Genomic DNA, 18427 nt, shown 5'->3' with positions numbered 1-18427 from the left:
TTCGAGCCGCACGACTCCCAGACACTCCAACGGATTGAGGACAAACCATGGCACGGATTTATGACGACGTGACGCAGCTGGTCGGCGGTACCCCGCTGGTGCGGCTGAACCGGCTGACGGAGGGCCTTGACGCGGAGATTGCCGTCAAGCTCGAGTTCTACAACCCCGCCAATTCCGTAAAGGACCGCATTGGCGTGGCCATCGTGGACGCCGCCGAAAAGGCCGGCGCGCTGAAGCCCGGCGGCACCATCGTCGAAGGCACCTCGGGAAACACCGGCATCGCACTGGCCATGGTGGGCGCGGCCCGCGGCTACAAGGTCATCCTGACCATGCCCGAGACCATGTCCACTGAACGCCGCGTCATGCTCCGCGCCTACGGTGCCGAGATTGTCCTGACCCCCGGTTCCGAAGGCATGCGCGGCGCCGTGGACAAGGCCAAGGAAATCGTGGCCACCACCGAGAACGCCATCTGGGCCCAGCAGTTCGCCAACGCCGCCAACCCCGAGGTGCACCGCCGGACCACGGCCGAGGAAGTCTGGGAAGACACGGACGGCAAGATTGATATCTTCGTCGCCGGCGTCGGCACCGGCGGCACCGTTACCGGCGTCGGGCAGGTCCTGAAGCAGCGCAAGCCCGGCGTGCAGATTGTTGCCGTCGAGCCCAAGGACTCGGCCATCCTCAACGGCGGCTCCCCCGGACCGCACAAGATCCAGGGCCTGGGCGCCAACTTCGTTCCCGAGGTGCTCGACACGGAAATTTACGACGAAGTCATCGATGCATCCATTGACGACGCCGTGGCCACGGCCCGTGCCCTGGGAACCCAGGAAGGCATTCTGGGCGGCATCTCCTCCGGAGCCATCGTCTGGGCGGCCCTCGAGCTGGCCAAGCGGCCGGAGAACGCCGGTAAGCTGATTGTCGCCGTCGTTTGCGACTTCGGAGAGCGTTACATCTCCACGGTGCTGTACGACGACATCCGGGGCTAAGACCCGCCCACGCCCGTCCCCACCGGACCCACCCGAGCAGAAAGTCCTCTGTGAGCCTGATTGCACGCCTGCGCGAAGACCTCGACGCCGCCGCGTCCCACGACCCGGCCGCCCGCGGTTCGCTCGAGAACATCGTGGTCTATTCGGGGCTTCACGCGATTTGGATGCACCGGCTGACCCACCGCATGTGGGCGCGGCCGGGGCTGCGCTTTCCGGCCCGGGTACTGTCCCAGATCACCCGCTTTGCCACCGGCATCGAGATTCATCCCGGAGCCACCATCGGCCGCCGGTTCTTCATCGACCACGGCATGGGCGTGGTGATCGGTGAAACCGCCGAAATCGGCGACGACGTGATGCTCTATCACGGGGTAACCCTGGGTGGACGGTCGCTGGCCCGGATCAAGCGGCACCCCACCATTTGCGACGGCGTCACCGTGGGCGCCGGTGCGAAGATCCTGGGGCCGGTGACCATTGGTAAGAACAGCGCCGTCGGTGCCAACGCCGTCGTCGTTAAGGACGCTCCGGCCGATTCCATCATCACCGGAATTCCCGCGCGCTGGCGGCACCGCCAGGTCAAGGAGACCCAGCCGGCCGTGGATCCGGCGGAATATATCGATCCGGCAATCTATATCTGAGCCGTTCCGTCCGGCGAAAAAGGCCGCCGGCACCCTTGCGGGTGCCGGCGGCCTTTTTCTGTCCGGTGTTGCTGCTGCCTAGTGGGTGTCCACGGCGGCGATTTCGGAGCGGTCGGCGCCCCAGAGGGTGTGGAAGGTGCCCTCGTCGTCGACCCGGTGATAGGTGTGGGCACCAAAGAGGTCCCGCAGGCCCTGGGTGAGGGCGGCGGGCAGGCGCTTGCGGCGCAGTCCGTCGTAGTAGGCCAGCGACGAGGAGAACACGGGAACGGGAATCCCCAGCTGGACCGCAACGGAGACCACGCGGCGCCAGGCCGGCAGGGCCGCTGCGATGGACTCGGCGAAGGCAGGTGCCAGCAGCAGGTTCTCCGGTGCCGAGTCGCCGGCGTAGGCCTTCATGATGTCGTCCAGCAGCTCGGCGCGGATGATGCAGCCGGCGCGCCACAGGGAGGCGATCTCGTCCAGCTTCAGGTCCCAGCCATAGGTCTTTGCGGCAGCGGTGAGCATGTCGATGCCCTGGGCATAGCTGACGAGCTTGGACGCGTACAGTGCCTGCCGGACATCCTCGACGAACGTTTCGGGCAGCTCAACGGTGCCTTCGCCGCCGGTAAGGACCTCCTGGGCTTCCTCACGCTGGTTCCGCTGCGAGGACAGGGCCCGGGCGAAAACGGACTCGGCAATGGCGGACACCGGCGATCCCAGGTCCAGCCCGGAGACGACCGTCCAGCGTCCGGTCCCCTTCTGGCCGGCCGAATCCACAACGACGTCGACAAACGGCTTGCCGGTGCGGGCGTCCGTGTGTGCCAGCACCTCGGCCGTGATTTCAATCAGGAACGAGCTCAGCTGGCCGGTGTTCCATTCAGTGAAGATCTTGGCCTGCTCGGCCGGCTCGATGCCTGCCGCGGAGCGCAGCAGGTCGTAGGCTTCGCCGATCACCTGCATGTCGGCGTATTCAATGCCGTTGTGCACCATCTTGACGAAGTGGCCGGCGCCGTCGGTGCCGATCCAGGCGCAGCAGGGATCGCCGTCGTACTTTGCGGCGATTTTTTCCAGCATCGGGCCCAGGGAGTCGTAGGACTCGCGCGAGCCGCCGGGCATGATGGACGGGCCCAGCAGGGCTCCTTCCTCACCGCCGGACACTCCGACCCCCACAAAGTGCAGGTCCTTTTCCGCCAGGGACGCCTCCCGGCGCCGGGTGTCCTCATAGTGGGAGTTGCCGGCGTCGATAACGATGTCGCCCGCCTCCAGCAGCGGTACGAGCTTCTCGATCACCGAGTCGACCGGAGCCCCGGCCTTGACCATGATCAGGACCCGGCGCGGCTTTTCCAGCGAATCGACCAGCTCCTGCAGGATTCGGTGCGGATGAAGTCCCCTTCGTCACCGTGCGCGGACAGCAGTGCGTCCGTCTTCTCGATGGACCGGTTGTGAAGGGCAACCGTGTAACCGTTCCGGGCCAGGTTCCGGGCCAGGTTTGCACCCATTACTGCCAGACCGGTGACGCCAATTTGTGCGCTCAAGTTTTCTCCAGAATTCTTCGGGGCCCCAGCCAGGGCGCGGCGATCGGCGCTCACCCGCCGTCTTCACCCTCCAGCCTATGCTTCCGGACGGCCGGCCCGCCACAAAGGGACGTTCGTGTCGCGGCGCCCTAGTCTGCCGCACCGGCTCCCGGGATGCCGGAATTACCGGTATCTGCTGCCGTGCCGATGATGCCCGACGTTTCGAAGGAGTTAATGGCGGCGGCGATGTCTTCCACTACCGACACTCCCTCTTCCATCGTCGGGCTCCCGGAGGTCATGACCACCACCGCATATTCTGACCCGCCGGCGCGTACAAAGCCGGTGCTTCCCACGTTCCACGCCCGTTCGTCATCCTGCAGCCAGCCGTTTTTCAGCGCAATGTCCGCCTCGCCGTCCGAGAATCCCGCATTGATTCCCCACCGCTGGCTGTCCTCCACGTTTTCCATCAGCCCGACGGCGTATCCGCGCAGATCACGGCTGATCCAGTCGACTCCGTCGAGCACGGCCCGCGCAATCCTGAGCTGGTCCTCCACTCCGGTCTCGTTGGCACCCCAGACCTCGCCGGCCGAGGTATCCGTAATGCCCAGCAGCTCATAGGTTCGGGCCAGTTCCCCGGCGCCGCCGACGGACTGGTAAAGGGCAGTCGTGGCGTCATTGTCGCTGTAGTCGATCATCATCACGCAGAGGTCTTCCTCTTCCGGCGTCAGCTGCCGCTCCTCCTCCGTTGCCTGCCGCAGCAGGGTCAAGAGAATCGGGACCTTGACCAGGCTGGCTTCCAGGTAGCTGGCCTGCCGGTTGTAGTACCAGGATGCGCCGGTGGTTCTGTCGTAGACTGCTGCGGAGAATTCTGTGCCGCTTGCCGCTGCGTACGAGTTCAGGGCGTCTTCCAGCGGGCCGGATTCCGCCTGCGGAACGGCGGCCGGTGCGCCGGCCTCCGCGGCGGTCTCAAAGCCGGAGGACACGTCTTCAACCGGCCGGTTTGCGCACGCTGCGGCGGAAAACAGAAGCAGCAGCGCCGTCATTGCTGCCATGAAGCGCCGGAGAAAAACACGTGTGGTGAAGCGAGTCCGCATATCTGCACCCCCGTTTCCGTCTACTGCCGTTGGTTCGCTGTACACCGCATGCCGTTTCTTCAGCAATAGCAGGAAAGGCTGGTGAATACCTGCGTAAGCCGGCGGGCCGGCGCATACTTTCAGGGCCGTCCGGGCAGCCCGGTGGCCAACTTCACGGCAGGGCTTCGGGCCGGGACATTGGCATGACCGGCTGAACCCGCCCGCGCAGCAAAAACCCCGCTCTCCGGAGCCGGATGGCGGGGTTCTCTGTGTACCGCTTGTATGCGGTGGGTCCTACCGGGATCGAACCGATGACATCCACGGTGTAAACGTGGCGCTCTACCAGCTGAGCTAAAGACCCTTTGTGACCGTTATGCCTTTCAAGTTCTCCTTGATCAGCGCCGCATCACGAGGAATTACTTTACCGGACCTTTGGGGGAATTACCTAATTGGCTTTGGGGCAGGTCAGGATGCCGGCCGGGCAGGTCCGGCAGTTCGGCCGCCAGGTATTCCAGTGCGGTAGCCACTCCCGCTTCGATTTTCAGATCTGCAAGATCATCGCCGCGGGTCCACCCGCGGTTGATGATGACCACCGGCTTTCCGGTTTTATGCGCATGTTTGACGAAACGCAGTCCGCTCATCACGGTCAGTGACGACCCGGCGACCAGCAGGGCGTCGGCGGCGTTCAGCATGGCGTAGGCGGCGGCCACCCGGTCGCGCGGAACGTTTTCACCGAAATACACGAAGTCCGGCTTCAGCATGCCGCCGCATACCGGACAGTCCGCGACAACAAAGTCCTCCGTGTCCGCCACGTCGGCATCGGCGTCAAGGGCAATATCTCCGTCGAGGCGGGTGCGCTCCAGAAAACCGGGGTTCAGCTCTTCGAGCAGCCGGGCGACGGTGTCGCGGGAATAGCGGGTGCGGCAGTCAAGGCACAAGACCCGGTCGAAGCGTCCGTGGAGGTCAACGGCGAGGGCACTGCCGGCGTCGGCGTGCAGCCGGTCAACGTTCTGGGTGATCAGTCCGGTGGTCAGGCCCCGGTGTTCCAAGCGGGCAACCGCAGCGTGTCCGGCGTTGGGTGCGGCGTGCCGCAAATGATGCCAGCCAATGTGGTTCCGGGCCCAGTAGCGGCGCCTGAGCCCGGCGTCGCCCACGAATTCCTGGTAGGTCATGGGATTGCGGGGCGGAGCGTCGGGCCCGCGGTAATCGGGAATGCCGGAATCGGTGCTCACGCCGGCACCGGTGAGGACCGCCATCCGGCGCCCGCTCAGCAGCTCGGCGGCACGCCGCAGCTGGATTTCCTCTTCGGGGGTCGGAGCCGGCGGTGAGGGCGGTTCGGGCCGGGAGCGGACGAAACCGGTGAGTCCCAGGCCCGGCCGGACCTCTCGGGAGGAGGCAGGCCCGGAGGATCCGGAGTGCTCCGGCCCGGAGTGTGGCTGTGGTGCGTGGGTCATTCCGAAGGCATCTCCTTGAGGGCGTCCAGGTAGGCCTGCAGCGGACGGGGAGATCCGGGTTCAGACCGGATGTCCGCACGGATCAGGCCCCTCCCATCGATGATAAACGAGGCCCGGACGGGGCGGCCAAGCTCAGCGTCGAAGGCCCCGTAGGCGTCCGCCACTTCGCCGTGCGGCCAAAAATCGGCCAGCAGGTCAAAGGAATAGCCGCCCTGCTGTGCGTAGGCGCGCAGGGCGTACTTGGAGTCACAGGAGACAGCCAGCAGCCGGGCACCTGCCCGGAGAACTTCCCGCCGGCGCCCTGAAGTTCGTCCAGCTCCCCGGTGCACACGCCCGAAAAGGCGAAGGGATAAAACACGAGGACGACCGGCGATCCGCGCAGGGACGAGAGCGCAACGGGCTCGCCAAACTGGTTGGGAAGCACAAAGTCCGGAGCCGGACGCCTGACAGCTTCCGGTTCCGGACCTTGATGCAAACCGGTGCTACTTCTTGCGGCGGGCGACCAGGCGGGTTGCGGCCCAGTCGCTGCTAACTGCGGGTGATGTGGTGACGTGCAGGCCGGCCGTCGGTGCGGCCTCCTCAATGTCGGCAGGCGGGACATATCCCACCCGCCCCGATTTGGGGGTCAAAACCCACACAACGCCGCCGTCGTCGAGGGTGGTGATGGAATCAACCAGCGCGTCCACCAGGTCCCCGTCGTCGGACCGCCACCACAGGATCACACCGTCAACGACTTCATGGTCCTCTTCCGTCAGGAGCTCGCTCCCCACCAAGTCCTCGAGGCCGTCGCGGAGGTCGAAATCGACGTCCTCGTCGTAACCGAATTCCTGAATCAGGTCTTGGTCTTTGAAACCCAATCTTCCCGCCACGTTCTTATCCGTGACGGCTTCGGCCTCGCTCACTTCACTCCTCCTGGTTGCATGCATAAATACAAGGGAATCACATATTTGGGCGAGATGTGGTGTCTAGGACATAAGCCAACACCTTTTGTCCGGAACCTACAAGGTTATGCGGGCGCACTATCGCCTGCGCGGGCATGACCCGCCTGCGGGCGGGGATGTGCGGCGGCCCGCAGCCAGCCGTTAGCGAACGGGCTACGCAACTGCCGTCCGGCGGGACTAGAGTGGATCACAGAGGCTCCGGAGGCACCAGCATCCGCGCAGCCACCGTGATCGTCCGGTAACGAAACCGGATCCCCACAGACGTTCGTGCAGACACAATCTGTACATGAGAGAGGTTTGCCGTGGCCGCAGAAGACACAACGGACATCCTGAGCGGGTTAACCAACCAGCTCCCGGACCGTGACCCCGAGGAGACCGCGGAATGGATGCAGTCACTGGATGAACTGATCCGTTCCCAGGGCACCGAAAGAGCCCAGTACATTATGCGTTCGCTGCTCCAGCGTGCCGGTGCGCAGTCGGTGGGCGTCCCCATGGTCACCACCACTGACTACGTGAACACCATCCCGGTGGACCAGGAACCCGAGTTCCCCGGGGACGAGGAAGTCGAGCGCCGCTACCGCGCATGGCTGCGCTGGAACGCCGCCGTCATGGTGCACCGTGCCCAGCGCCCGGGAATCGGCGTCGGCGGACACATTTCCACTTACGCCGGAGCGGCCACCCTGTACGAGGTGGGCATGAACCACTTCTTCCGGGGCAAGGACCACCCCGGCGGCGGAGACCAGATTTTCTTCCAGGGCCACGCCTCCCCCGGCATGTACGCCCGCGCCTTCCTTGAAGGCCGCCTGTCCGAAGAGGACATGGACGGGTTCCGGCAGGAAAAGTCCCGCGAGGGACACGCCCTGTCTTCGTACCCGCACCCGCGTTCCATGCCGGACTTCTGGGAGTTCCCCACGGTGTCCATGGGCATCGGGCCGATGAATGCCATCTACCAGGCGCAGTCCAACCGCTACCTGCAGAACCGCGGCATCAAGGACACCTCCGACCAGCACGTCTGGGCCTTCCTGGGCGACGGCGAAATGGACGAGCCCGAATCGCGCGGCCTGCTCCAGCTGGCGGCCAACGACAAGCTGGACAACCTCACGTTCGTGGTCAACTGCAACCTGCAGCGCCTCGACGGCCCGGTGCGCGGCAACGGCAAGATCATGCAGGAACTTGAGGCCTTCTTCCGCGGCGCCGGCTGGAACGTCATCAAGGTCGTCTGGGGCCGCGAGTGGGACTCGCTCCTGGAGAAGGACAAGGACGGGGCGCTGGTGGACATCATGAACTCCACCCCCGACGGCGACTACCAGACGTACAAGGCCGAAAACGGCGGATTTGTGCGCGACCACTTCTTCGGCAAGTCCCCCGAGACCAAGGAACTGGTAGCGAACCTCACTGACGAAGAAATCTGGAACCTCAAGCGCGGCGGCCACGATTACCGCAAGGTCTACGCTGCGTACAAGGCCGCCACGGAATTCAAGGGCAAGCCCACTGTCATCCTGGCCCATACGGTCAAGGGCTACGGCCTGGGCACGCACTTCGAAGGCCGCAACGCCACGCACCAGATGAAGAAGCTGACCCTGGATGACCTGAAGGCCTTCCGCGATCACCTGCGCATCCCCATCACCGACGAGCAGCTCGAAGCCGACCCGTACAAGCCGCCGTACTTCAACCCCGGTGCCGATGCTCCGGAGATCAAGTACATGCTGGAGCGCCGCCGCGAACTCGGCGGCAACGTTCCGGAGCGCAAGGTCGAGCACGAGCCGGTCCACCTGCCCGGCGAGAAGGCCTACGAGGTTGCCAACCGCGGTTCGGGCAAGCAGATGGCGGCCACCACCATGGCCTTTGTCCGTCTGCTCAAGGACCTCATGCGGGACAAGGAATTCGGCAAGCGGATTGTGCCGATCATCCCGGATGAGGCCCGGACCTTCGGCATGGACTCGTTCTTCCCGACGGCAAAGATCTACAACCCCAAGGGACAGAACTACCTGTCCGTGGACCGGGACCTCGTCCTGGCCTACAAGGAGTCCCCGCAGGGCCAGATCGTGCACGTGGGAATCAACGAAGCCGGTTCCATTGCGGCCTTTACCGCTGCCGGAACCTCCTACGCCACGCACGGCGAGCCGCTGATTCCGGTCTACGTGTTCTACTCGATGTTCGGATTCCAGCGCACCGCCGACTACATCTGGGCGGCCACCGACCAGATGGCGCGCGGCTTCCTGATCTCAGCAACCGCCGGACGGACCACGCTGACCGGTGAGGGCCTTCAGCACGCTGACGGCCACTCCCCGATCCTGGCCTCGACCAACCCGGCAGTGAAGACCTACGATCCGGCCTACGGCTACGAGATCGGGCACATCGTCCGCCACGGCCTGGAGGAGATGTACGGCCCGGATTCGCAGGATCCGAACGTCATCTACAACCTGATGGTCTACAACGAGCCGATCCTGCAGCCCAAGGCTCCGGAGGATCTCGACGTCGAGGGCATCATCAAGGGCATCTACCTCCTGGCTCCGGCAAAGATCGACGGACCCCGCGCCCAGCTGCTGGCCTCCGGCGTTGCCGTGCCGTGGGCGCTGGATGCCCAGAAGATCCTGGCCGAAGACTGGGGCGTTTCCGCCGATGTCTGGTCCGTGACGTCCTGGAACGAACTTCGCCGCGACGGCCTGGCCGCCGAGGAAGAGTCCTTCCTGCATCCCGACACCGAGCCCCGCGTACCGTTTGTCACCAAGCAGCTCGCCGGAGCCACCGGACCGATCATCGCCAGCACGGACTACATGAAGGCCGTTCCGGACCAGATCCGGCAGTTCGTTCCGAACGAGTTTGCCACTCTGGGTGCAGACGACTTCGGTTTCGCCGACACCCGGGCTGCTGCACGCCGGTACTTCAAGATCGATTCGCACTCCATGGTTGTCCGAACCCTGGAAATGCTCGCCCGCCGCGGCGAGGTTGACGCCAGCGCGCCGACCGAAGCAATCAAGAAGTACGACCTGCTCAACGTAAATGCGGGAACCTCCGGCAATGCCGGCGGCGACGCCTAAGCGTTTCGTCACCCGCTCCTGACCGGGGAACAAAGAAGAGAACCGCCGCTTCTGCGGCGGTTCTCTTCTTTTTGCTGTGTCCCGCGGGGTTTTTGCTGTGTCCCGCGCGTCTGTGTCCCGCGGCTGCCTCCGATCTCTGTCATCCGCGGCTTTCTGTCACCCGCGGCGCCGTCTCGCCGGTTATGTCTCCCCCCTGTTCGGTGACCCGCGGGGCCCAAGCAGTGCCGTGTCAGAAGGGCGGCGGATCGGAACCGTAGTCGTCCTGGTCACCGGCATGCGCCGGGTCCCTGTCCTGGTCTGCCGGGCCGGCCCAGTCTTTCTCCGGCCCAGTCGACCCAACCGATCCAGGCGGCCCTGCCGGACCCGTCCAGTCTTTCTCCCGCCCAGCCGGCCCAACCGATCCAGGCGGCCCTGCCGGACCCGTCCAGTCTTTCTCCCGCCCAGCCGGCTCAACCGATCCAGGCGGCCCAGCCAAGCCAGCCGGCCCGGGCGGCCCTGCCGGGCCATCCGATCCAGCCGGCCCAACCTGCCCAGCAGATCCAGCAGATCCAGCAGATCCAGCGAGCAGGGTGAGGTGCGGCTCCGTGCGGTAATGCCGTCCTCCCGGCGAAATCCACTCAATGACCCCTGGACTGGGTTGTCGGGCCTTCCAAAATCCCTTGGTTTTGAACATATGGTGCCGCCGGCACAGATGCTCCAGATTGTCGTGATCTGTGGCGCCGCCGCGGGCCCAGGGTTTTGTGTGATCGATTTCGCAGATCACCGCGTTTACGCGGCAGCCCGGGAAACGACAGGTTCCGTCGCGGACACGGAGCCAGCGTTTGGTTCCGCGGGGCACTTTCCGGCTTTGCCCGACCCGCAGTATCTCCCCGGAGTCCGGATCGCGTTCCGCCGGCGTCCAGCTGACGGCTTCGCGGGCCATGTGCCGGGCCGTTTCGGGACTTATGGGTCCGTACCCGACCAGTTCGGCCGGCGCGTCATCGGCCCCGAAGAGCGTTTCGGCATTGATCACGACCAGGACTTCGGCCCGGGCCGCAGGGCCGTGAGCAATACGGCAGGTGCCACTGGCCTTTCGGTGCTCGTGCCTTCCGTCTTCATTCCTCTCCTCCTCGTCCGGATCTCCTGTGCCACCCGAATCTCCTGTGCCACCCGGGGTCCCGAGGACGGCTCCGCTGCTGCAGCCCCCGGACTCATGTCCATGGCCGCCCAGGAGGTCAGCGAAGATATCAGTGCGCAGCTGATTCACCGTCCGGGTATCCCCTGCCGCCTGCTCGCCCCGGGCTGCAGCCGTGAGCTGCGTGTAGATCGACTGTGCCGTCTGCGCCGGCATGATTGCCGAGAGGCAGGCCATTCCGTCGGGCTCCGGCTGCATCCACACCGTCCGCCGGTCGTACGCGGTGCGCTGGCGCTCGATAAGAGTCTCCGGGTACAGGTTCTCCCGCAGCCGCCGGGCCTTTACCCGGAACTGGGCTTTGGTCAGTCCGCCGGCTAGTCCCAGCAGTTCGGCCTCGAATGCCGGCAGCTTTTCGGGCAGGACACCGACGGACTGCTCCAACAGGACCTGGACATGCCCGTAACCGATCTGCCCGGACTCCAGCTTCGCCAGGGTGCCGGCATGCGCACCGCAGAGGTCTCCGGCCTCACTCATCAGTGCCTTGCCGGTGCCCGCAGGCACACCCAGTATTGCGGCGGCTTCCTCCGCGGCGAGACTGAACGCCATATCGGTGTCCTCAACGCCGGTAAGCAGCATGCTCTCTTCCTCGTAAACAGCCTGCATCCGGGCCAGGACCTTCGCCTGCTGCGCCTGGACCCACCGGGACAAGTGATTCAACCGGGACAACACGCCGCCGGCCTCCGCCTCCGTCAACGACTCGACATCCTGCAGGACCAGCGAGCCTGCGAACCCCCGCCGGCAACCTCGGCAGGATCTCCCGGCGCACCGGCCGGACTGCTGCTGCGCGTCCGCTGGCACGCGGGGCCGGTCAGGAGTTCCCAGGGATCCGGCATCTGCTTCAGGGCCGGCGGCATAAACAAAGCGGCTGGAAGCAGCGGCGCACCCGCCGGAAGAAGCGCCGGTGCGCTCCCCGGTCGAAGCACCGGGAATGCCTGTCGAAGATCCGTTCTGATCCATATCCCGAGGGTTTCATCCGGCTCTGACATTTCGGCCGCGAAAAAAGCCTGAAACGGGCGCCAAACGGCCCTTCCGATGACGGCCGAATACCTGTCTTTTCCAGCACACCACCTAGGCCAGGGCTGGCCTGGGCAAACCTGGGCAGAGGCGCGGCCGGGGCAGGCCGGGACAGAGCCCGTCCGGCGCAGGCCTGGGCACAAGCGCGGCCGGGAGGAACGGCCGGGAAACACCTGGGCAAAGACCCTACATGGCCGTTTCGGAGACGAGGTCGATGTGAGCCTGCATGGCACGTGCCGCGGCCTCGGGATCGGACATGCGGATGGCATCGGCGATGGCACGGTGCGATTCCAGCGAACGCTCCGGACGCCCGGGCTGTCCCAGGGACGCGAGCCTCGTTTCGCGCACCAGTTCGGAAATAAACGTCATCATCGACGCCAGGATGGAGGAATGCGCAGCCGCGGCAACCGCCTGGTGAAAGAGTTCATCGCCCTCGGTTCCGCGGCTGCCCCCGGCAATCTCGGCAGACATCACGTCGAGGGCTGCATCAACCGCAGCCAGGTCCTGCGCAGTCCGCCGTTCCGCGGCGAGCGCCGCCAGCTTCACTTCAAGGGTGCTGCGGGCCTCGACAATTTCGGGCATCCGGTCCCGGTGTTCGCGCAGTTCGCGCAGCACTGACGCCACACTTGGCCGGTACACGAGGACGGCGCCGGTTCCGTGCTGGACGTCGATGACGCCGAGCACCTCCAGCGCCACCAGCGCCTGCGCCAACGTGGCACGCGATACCCCCATCCGCTCCGCCAGGTCCCGTTCCGCGGGGAGCAGGTCGCCGGGCCCCAAACCGGTTGCAGCGATAAAACCCAAAAGCTGCTCCACGAGCCGCTCATACAGCCGGGGCCGGGAGACCCGGACAAATCCTTTGCCGTCACCGCTGCCGGACATGGCAACCCCTCTCTAGCCTTCACCGGGCGTCCGCGCGGTCGAAATGAGTATAGCCAGCAATTGACAAGAGACCCAGAGTCTAAGAGGCTAGTCCAGTGAAAGTGTGGTGTTCGTCACTTTCACGCTCCGGCCGCCGGCACTGGGATGCGCCGGCACCTTCGACGTAGGGAATTATTCATGTCCGCTCCAGTCCTCTCCATCCTGATATTGGTGGCCATGTTCCTCCTGGCCACGGTGCTGCCCCTCAACATGGGGGCACTTGCCTTTGTCGGCGCTTTCCTTCTCGGCTTTGTCTTCCTCGACATGAGCACCGAGGACATTCTCGCCAACTTCCCCGGCGGCCTGTTCCTGACGATTGTTGGTGTCACGTATCTCTTTGCCATAGCGCAAAACAACGGCACCATTGACCTTTTGGTCCGCGGCGCGGTCCGGATGGTCGGCAACCGGGTGGCACTGATTCCGTGGATCATGTTCGCCATCACAGCCATCATCACCGCCGTCGGCGCCCTGTCCCCCGCCGCCGTCGCCATCGTCGCCCCGATCGCCCTGGGCTTCGCAGCCAAACACAAGATCAACCCGCTGATGATGGGCATGATGGTCATCCACGGCGCACAGGCCGGCGGCTTCTCCCCCATCGCCGTCTACGGCGTCACGGTCAACGGCATCATTGGCGAAACCGACCTCGAATCCAGCCCGCTGGCCGTCTTCCTTGCCAGCCTGCTCTTCAACACGTTTATCGCCCTGATCCTGTTCTTCGTCCTGGGCGGCAGCAAGCTGCGCAGCGGCAAGGTGGGCGGCTTCGTGGAAGAGGTTGCCCAGGCCCGGATGAACCTCAGCACCGCCGGCCGCACCGACGTTGCCTTCAAGGGATTCGGTTCCGACATTTACGGTCCGCGCGACCCGGCAGGCGACGGCATCGAGGCCACCAAGACCCGCAGCGAACTGTTTCCCCAGATCGTGACAATCGCGGGCCTGATTGCCCTGGCAGTGATTGCCCTCGGCTTCAAGGTCGACGTGGGGTTCGTGTCCATCACCATCGCCGTGATCCTGGCCCTGGTCTCCCCGCAGGCCCAGAAGGGTGCCATCAACAAAATCAGCTGGACCACGGTTCTGCTGATTTGCGGCATGCTCACCTTCGTGGGAGTGCTCCAGGAAGCGGGCACCGTGGAGTACGTGTCCGACGGCGTCGTTGGCCTGGGCATGCCCCTCCTGGCCGCCCTGCTCATCTGCTACATCGGCGCCGTCGTATCCGCCTTCGCCTCCTCGACTGCCATCCTTGCGGCCCTGATTCCGCTGGCCGTTCCCTTCCTCGCCTCCGGTGAGATCGGCGCCGTCGGACTCATCTGCGCACTGGCCGTGTCCTCCACGATCGTGGATGTTTCCCCCTTCTCGACCAACGGAGCGCTGGTCCTGGCCAATGCGCCCGAAGACATGGATAAGGACCGCTTCTACAAGCAAATCCTCGGCTACAGCGGAATCATCGTCGTCGCCGGACCACTGGTGGCCTGGCTGATCATGGTGGTTCCCGGCTGGCTCTAGGCCGCCGATCCAACCCGCACCCCGAGCACCGCACCGCCGGCACCGCATCCCCGCTACAGAAAGAGAACCCATGAGCACCGCCCCCACTTCCCGCGGCCCGCTGGACGGCTACCTCGTCGTCGACCTCAGCCGCGCCCTGGCCGGACCCCACGCCGGCATGATGCTCGCCGACCTCGGCGCGCGCGTGATCAAGGTTGAGACTCCGGGCACAGGCGATGACACCCGCAGCTGGGGCCCGCCCTTCGTGGGCCCCGACGATGACCAGCAGGCCACGTACTTCCTTTCCTGCAACCGGAACAAGGAATCCATCAGCCTGGACCTGAAATCCGACGACGGCGTAGCGGTGCTGCGCGACCTGGTCCGGCGGGCGGATGTCCTGGTGGAGAATTTCCGGCCCGGAGTCCTGGACCGGCTCGGCTTTTCCCCCGAACAGCTGCATGAGCTCAACCCCCGGCTGGTCATCCTGTCGATCAGCGGCTTCGGCCACGACGGCCCGGAAGCCACGCGCAGCGGCTACGACCAGATTGTCCAGGGCGAGGCCGGGCTGATGTCACTGACCGGGTCCGGCCCCGAAGACCCGCAGCGCGTCGGTGTTCCCATCGCCGATCTGCTCTCGGGCATGTACGGTGCCTTCGGCCTGCTCGCGGCACTGCTGGAACGCGAACGCACCGGCAAGGGCCAGGTGGTCCGCACATCGCTGCTTGCCGCCGTCGTCGGCGTCCATGCCTTCCAGGGAACCCGCCACACCGTTGCCGGCGAGGTCCCGCAGGCGCAGGGCAACCACCACCCTCCATCGCCCCCTACGGGCTATTCTCCTGCCGCGGCGGGAAGGTTCAGATCAGCGTGGGCAGCGAAAAGCTGTGGGAGACCTTTGCCGCGGCGTTCGGGATCGACACATCACGCCCCGAGTTCGCCGGAAACGCGCAGCGGGTCCGCAACCGGCAGGCGGTGATCGAGGCCGTGGAGGAGGCCTTCGCCGACTTCGACGCCGAACCGCTCCTGGAGAAGCTGCGGGCTGCCGGCATTCCCGCGGGCAAGGTGCGCACGCTTGATGAAGTGTACGAATGGGAGCAGGTCCACTCCCAGGGCCTGGTGATCGACGTCGATCATCCCGTGTTGGGCAAAGTTGCCCTGCCCGGCCCGCCGCTGCGGTTCTTTTCCGCCGCGGAAGGCACTGAAACCACCAACCGGGACCACCTGGCCCCGCCGCTGCTCGACCAGCACGGCGGCGACATCCGGAGCTGGCTGGGCAGCAGCCCGGCGCCCGGCGGCGGCGAAACAGCACAGCCCGCGCAGGCCGGCCAGCCCGACGAGGCAGCACAAACCGACCAGGCAGCACAGGCATGAGCGTCGCTGCCAAGCCGAAGCGGCTCACCGCCCGCGGACTGCTGGATCTCGTGGTCGATCCGGGATCGTTCCGCTCCTGGGACTCTCCGGTGGCCTACACCGGGCACAGTGACGCCTACGAGGCGGACCTCGCCGCCGCCCGGGAGAAAACGGGCGAGGATGAGTCCGTGCTGACCGGGGAAGGACTGGTGCGGGGCCGCCGGGTGGCGCTGGTCGTGTGTGAATTCGGTTTCCTGGGCGGTTCCATCGGAGTGGCTGCGGCGGACCGGCTGACTGACGCCGTCGAACGGGCCACCCGCGAAGGCCTGCCGCTGCTGGCCGGACCTGCCTCCGGCGGAACCCGGATGCAGGAGGGCACCCTGGCCTTCCTGTCCATGGTCAAGATCACGGCTGCGGTGCGCCGCCACAAGGAAGCAGGGTTGCCCTACCTGGTCTACCTGCGCCATCCCACGACCGGAGGCGTCATGGCGTCGTGGGGATCGCTGGGCCACATCACGGTGGCGGAGCCCGGAGCGCTGCTGGGCTTCCTCGGCCCCCGCGTGTACGAGGCGCTGTACGGCGAACCCTTCCCGGAGGGTGTGCAGACCGCCGAGAACCTGCAGGCCCGCGGTCTGGTGGACGCCGTCCTGAAACCGGAGGAACTCGCCGAAACCGTCCACCGCGCACTGTCCATGCTGCTGCCCGGCCCGGGCGGGACCGTGCCGGCGCCGGCTTCCTGAACACCCCACCGGCGGCGGTGCCGGCATGGGAGTCCATCACCATCTCCCGCAACCTGGACCGGCCCGGAGTGCGGCAGCTCCTGCATTTCGGTGCCGCCGATGTCCTGCCGCTGAACGGGACCGGACAGGGCGAAAAGGACCCGGGCCTGCTGCTGGCCCTGGCCCGGTTTGGGGAAACCTCATGTGTGGTGCTGGGACAGGACCGCCAGCGCGGGACACAGCAGCCGGCACTGGGGCCGGCCTCCCTCCGGGAAGCACGCCGTGGCATGCGGCTGGCGGAGGAATTGAACCTGCCCCTGCTGACCGTGATCGACACCGCCGGCGCGGCACTGTCCAAGGAAGCGGAGGAAGGCGGCCTCGCGGGTGAGATTGCCCGCAGCCTCAACGACCTGGTGGGGCTGGACTGCCCGACGGTTTCGGTGCTGCTCGGCCAGGGTGCGGGCGGCGGAGCGCTGGCCCTCCTGCCGGCCGACCGGACGGTTGCGGCGCAGCACGCCTGGCTGTCCTCGCTGCCGCCCGAAGGTGCCAGCGCCATTGTGTACCGGGACACGCTCCACGGAGCGGAAATGGCGGAGGCGCAGGGCGTGACGGTGTCTGCACTGGCGGCCCACGGCATCGTGGACCACGTCGTTCCGGAGGAGCCGGACGCCGCTGCGGAAGCTCCGGATTTCTGCCGCCGGATGGCGAAGGCGGTGGAATATGAGCTGGCGTCGCTGCGGACGAAGCCGGGCACCGAGCGGCTGGCGCGGCGGACCGAACGGTTCCGCCGGCTCGGGTCCGCCGGCTGAACCCATACCCCGGGTTGTAGCCTTCACACAAAATGGTGCTTGATCCGCGGACCCCGTAAGCTCTGCTTATGCCAGTGACTCGCAGCACAGCCGCGCCCGGACCCGGGATGCGGGCCGATCCGGCGGATCCCTCCACAGTGGAACGCCTCAAGGCCAACATCGGAAAGCTGTCCACCGCCACGCTCAAGCAGCTGGACGTATCCCTGCCCTGGTACCGGGGACTGCGGCCGGATGAGCGCTCGGCGCTGGGCATGGTGGCCCAAAAGGGCATCGCGTCGTTCGTGAACTGGTACGAGCGCCCGGCCTCGCCGGCCTGGGTCCTCAGCGACGTTTTCGGCACGGCCCCCACTGAGCTGACCCGCTCCATCAGCCTGCAGAAGGCCCTGCAGCTGATCCGCGTGGTGGTGGAAGTCGTGGAGGACCGCGTTCCGGAACTGGCCGGCGACGGCGTGCAGGGGCCGCTGCGCGAAGCGGTGCTGCGCTACTCCCGGGAGGTGGCCTTCGCCGCCGCCGACGTGTACGCGCGGGCCGCGGAAACCCGCGGAGCCTGGGACACGCGGCTGGAGGCGCTCGTGGTCGACGCCATTTTGCGCGGAGAAAGCTCCGATGCGCTGCGTTCGCGCATTGCCGCCGTCGGCTGGACCTCCGCCGCCCGGATCACCGTCATGGTGGGCAGCTCGCCGTCTGACACCAATGCCTCCTTCGTCAATGAGCTGCGCCGCGCCACTGCGCGGCTCACCGAAGATGCACTGGTGGGCATCCAGGGTGAACGGCTGATTCTCGTCCTCGGCGGGCTCGATGACAGCCCGGGTTCATATGCGCGGCTTGCCGAACTGTTCGGCCCCGGCCCCGTCGTCTACGGGCCGCCCGCCGAGTCCCTGGTCGATGCGGGTCCGTCCGCCCAGGCCGCCTTCGCGGGCCTTACGGCGGCCCGCGCCTGGCCCGCCGCGCCCCGCCCGGTAGCCGCTGACGATCTCTGGCCCGAGCGGGTGATGTCCGGCGACGACATCGCCCGCAAGGCCCTGGTGCGGAGCATTTACCGGCCACTGCTTGGCGCTTCCAACGGCCTGGCGGAAACCCTTTCGGCGTACCTGTCCCTGGGGCATTCCCTGGAGGCCACGGCCCGGGAGCTCTTTGTCCATGCGAACACGGTGCGGTACCGGCTGCGCCGGGTCTGCGACGTCACGGGCTGGGATCCCATGCTGCCGCGCGAGGCCTTCGTGCTGCAGACCGCCCTCGTGGTGGGACGGCTAGCGCCGCCCGGAAAGGCAGCTCCGGAACGTCCCGCCGCCCGCTCCTGACCGGGTTGCATCCACCCTGCCCCCTTGTAGACTTCCTACAACG

The 18427-nt window shown here is 66.2% G+C and carries 10 protein-coding genes, 1 tRNA gene and 4 pseudogenes; 7 read left to right on the top strand and 8 right to left on the bottom strand.

The window, feature by feature from the left end:
- Nucleotides 1-47 precede the first annotated feature (47 nt).
- On the top strand, nt 48-983 hold the full coding sequence (cysK, locus tag OL239_RS07595) for a cysteine synthase A (protein ID WP_268911344.1): 936 nt from the start codon (nt 48-50) through the stop codon (nt 981-983).
- A 50-nt stretch (nt 984-1033) separates the two neighbouring features.
- The gene (gene epsC / locus OL239_RS07590; RefSeq protein WP_268911343.1) at nt 1034-1618 is read left to right on the top strand and encodes a serine O-acetyltransferase EpsC; all 585 of its coding nucleotides are present in this window, start codon (nt 1034-1036) and stop codon (nt 1616-1618) included.
- A gap of 78 nt (nt 1619-1696) precedes the next feature.
- Here the strand turns inward: epsC and gndA are convergent.
- From gndA to OL239_RS07560, 6 genes and pseudogenes are all read right to left on the bottom strand, one after another.
- A pseudogene (gndA, locus tag OL239_RS07585) lies at nt 1697-3132 on the bottom strand (NADP-dependent phosphogluconate dehydrogenase).
- A gap of 128 nt (nt 3133-3260) precedes the next feature.
- Nucleotides 3261-4163 (bottom strand): serine hydrolase, encoded by a 903-nt coding sequence (locus tag OL239_RS07580; RefSeq protein WP_268911342.1) that lies wholly within the window; start codon nt 4161-4163, stop codon nt 3261-3263.
- Between the two features lie 309 nt (nt 4164-4472).
- Nucleotides 4473-4545, bottom strand: a tRNA-Val gene (locus OL239_RS07575).
- A gap of 55 nt (nt 4546-4600) precedes the next feature.
- Nucleotides 4601-5638 (bottom strand): NAD-dependent protein deacetylase, encoded by a 1038-nt coding sequence (locus OL239_RS07570; RefSeq protein ID WP_268911341.1) that lies wholly within the window; start codon nt 5636-5638, stop codon nt 4601-4603.
- Nucleotides 5635-6239 (bottom strand): annotated as a pseudogene (locus OL239_RS07565) (peroxiredoxin). Before OL239_RS07565 ends, OL239_RS07570 begins: the two are co-directional and overlap by 4 nt.
- Complete coding sequence (locus tag OL239_RS07560; RefSeq protein ID WP_268911340.1) at nt 6121-6540, bottom strand: DUF3052 domain-containing protein; 420 nt, start codon at nt 6538-6540, stop codon at nt 6121-6123. The pseudogene OL239_RS07565 and the gene OL239_RS07560 overlap by 119 nt, the downstream one beginning before the upstream one ends.
- A 341-nt stretch (nt 6541-6881) precedes the next feature.
- Between OL239_RS07560 and aceE the strand changes: the two genes are divergently transcribed.
- The gene (gene aceE, locus OL239_RS07555; protein ID WP_268911339.1) at nt 6882-9620 is read left to right on the top strand and encodes a pyruvate dehydrogenase (acetyl-transferring), homodimeric type; all 2739 of its coding nucleotides are present in this window, start codon (nt 6882-6884) and stop codon (nt 9618-9620) included.
- Between the two features lie 229 nt (nt 9621-9849).
- Here the strand turns inward: aceE and OL239_RS07550 are convergent, their stop codons facing one another.
- Nucleotides 9850-11487, bottom strand: coding sequence for a DUF222 domain-containing protein (locus OL239_RS07550; RefSeq protein WP_268911338.1), 1638 nt, complete (start codon nt 11485-11487; stop codon nt 9850-9852).
- A 507-nt stretch (nt 11488-11994) separates the two neighbouring features.
- Nucleotides 11995-12690, bottom strand: coding sequence for a FadR/GntR family transcriptional regulator (locus OL239_RS07545; RefSeq protein ID WP_268911337.1), 696 nt, complete (start codon nt 12688-12690; stop codon nt 11995-11997).
- A gap of 177 nt (nt 12691-12867) precedes the next feature.
- Between OL239_RS07545 and OL239_RS07540 the strand changes: the two genes are divergently transcribed.
- The 4 genes and pseudogenes from OL239_RS07540 to OL239_RS07525 all read left to right on the top strand — a co-directional run bounded on the left by OL239_RS07540 (nt 12868) and on the right by OL239_RS07525 (nt 18384).
- A complete protein-coding gene (locus tag OL239_RS07540) occupies nt 12868-14229 on the top strand; it encodes an SLC13 family permease (RefSeq protein ID WP_268911336.1) in 1362 nt (453 codons plus the stop codon).
- 70 nt (nt 14230-14299) lie between these two features.
- A pseudogene (locus OL239_RS07535) lies at nt 14300-15576 on the top strand (CaiB/BaiF CoA transferase family protein).
- Nucleotides 15573-17083: pseudogene (locus OL239_RS07530) on the top strand (carboxyl transferase domain-containing protein). Before OL239_RS07535 ends, OL239_RS07530 begins: the two co-directional pseudogenes overlap by 4 nt.
- A 107-nt stretch (nt 17084-17190) precedes the next feature.
- Nucleotides 17191-18384 carry a PucR family transcriptional regulator gene (locus tag OL239_RS07525; protein ID WP_268911699.1) on the top strand — a complete coding sequence of 398 codons (1194 nt, stop codon included), beginning with the start codon at nt 17191-17193 and terminating at the stop codon, nt 18382-18384.
- Nucleotides 18385-18427: the final 43 nt, after the last annotated feature.

It is taken from the genome of Arthrobacter sp. ATA002, from assembly GCF_026898095.1.
Classification (GTDB): domain Bacteria; phylum Actinomycetota; class Actinomycetes; order Actinomycetales; family Micrococcaceae; genus Arthrobacter_B.
This window is presented reverse-complemented; position numbering and strand designations above follow the sequence as displayed.

Bases quoted from the DNA above. Each gene is read 5' to 3' on its own strand.
- cysK (WP_268911344.1), top strand. From the start codon at position 48: ATGGCACGGATTTATGACGACGTGACGCAGCTGGTCGGCGGTACCCCG.
- OL239_RS07580 (WP_268911342.1), bottom strand. From the start codon at position 4,163: ATGGCAGCAATGACGGCGCTGCTGCTTCTGTTTTCCGCCGCAGCGTGC.
- OL239_RS07570 (WP_268911341.1), bottom strand. From the start codon at position 5,638: ATGACCCACGCACCACAGCCACACTCCGGGCCGGAGCACTCCGGATCC.
- OL239_RS07545 (WP_268911337.1), bottom strand. From the start codon at position 12,690: ATGTCCGGCAGCGGTGACGGCAAAGGATTTGTCCGGGTCTCCCGGCCC.
- OL239_RS07540 (WP_268911336.1), top strand. From the start codon at position 12,868: ATGTCCGCTCCAGTCCTCTCCATCCTGATATTGGTGGCCATGTTCCTC.
- OL239_RS07525 (WP_268911699.1), top strand. From the start codon at position 17,191: ATGCGGGCCGATCCGGCGGATCCCTCCACAGTGGAACGCCTCAAGGCC.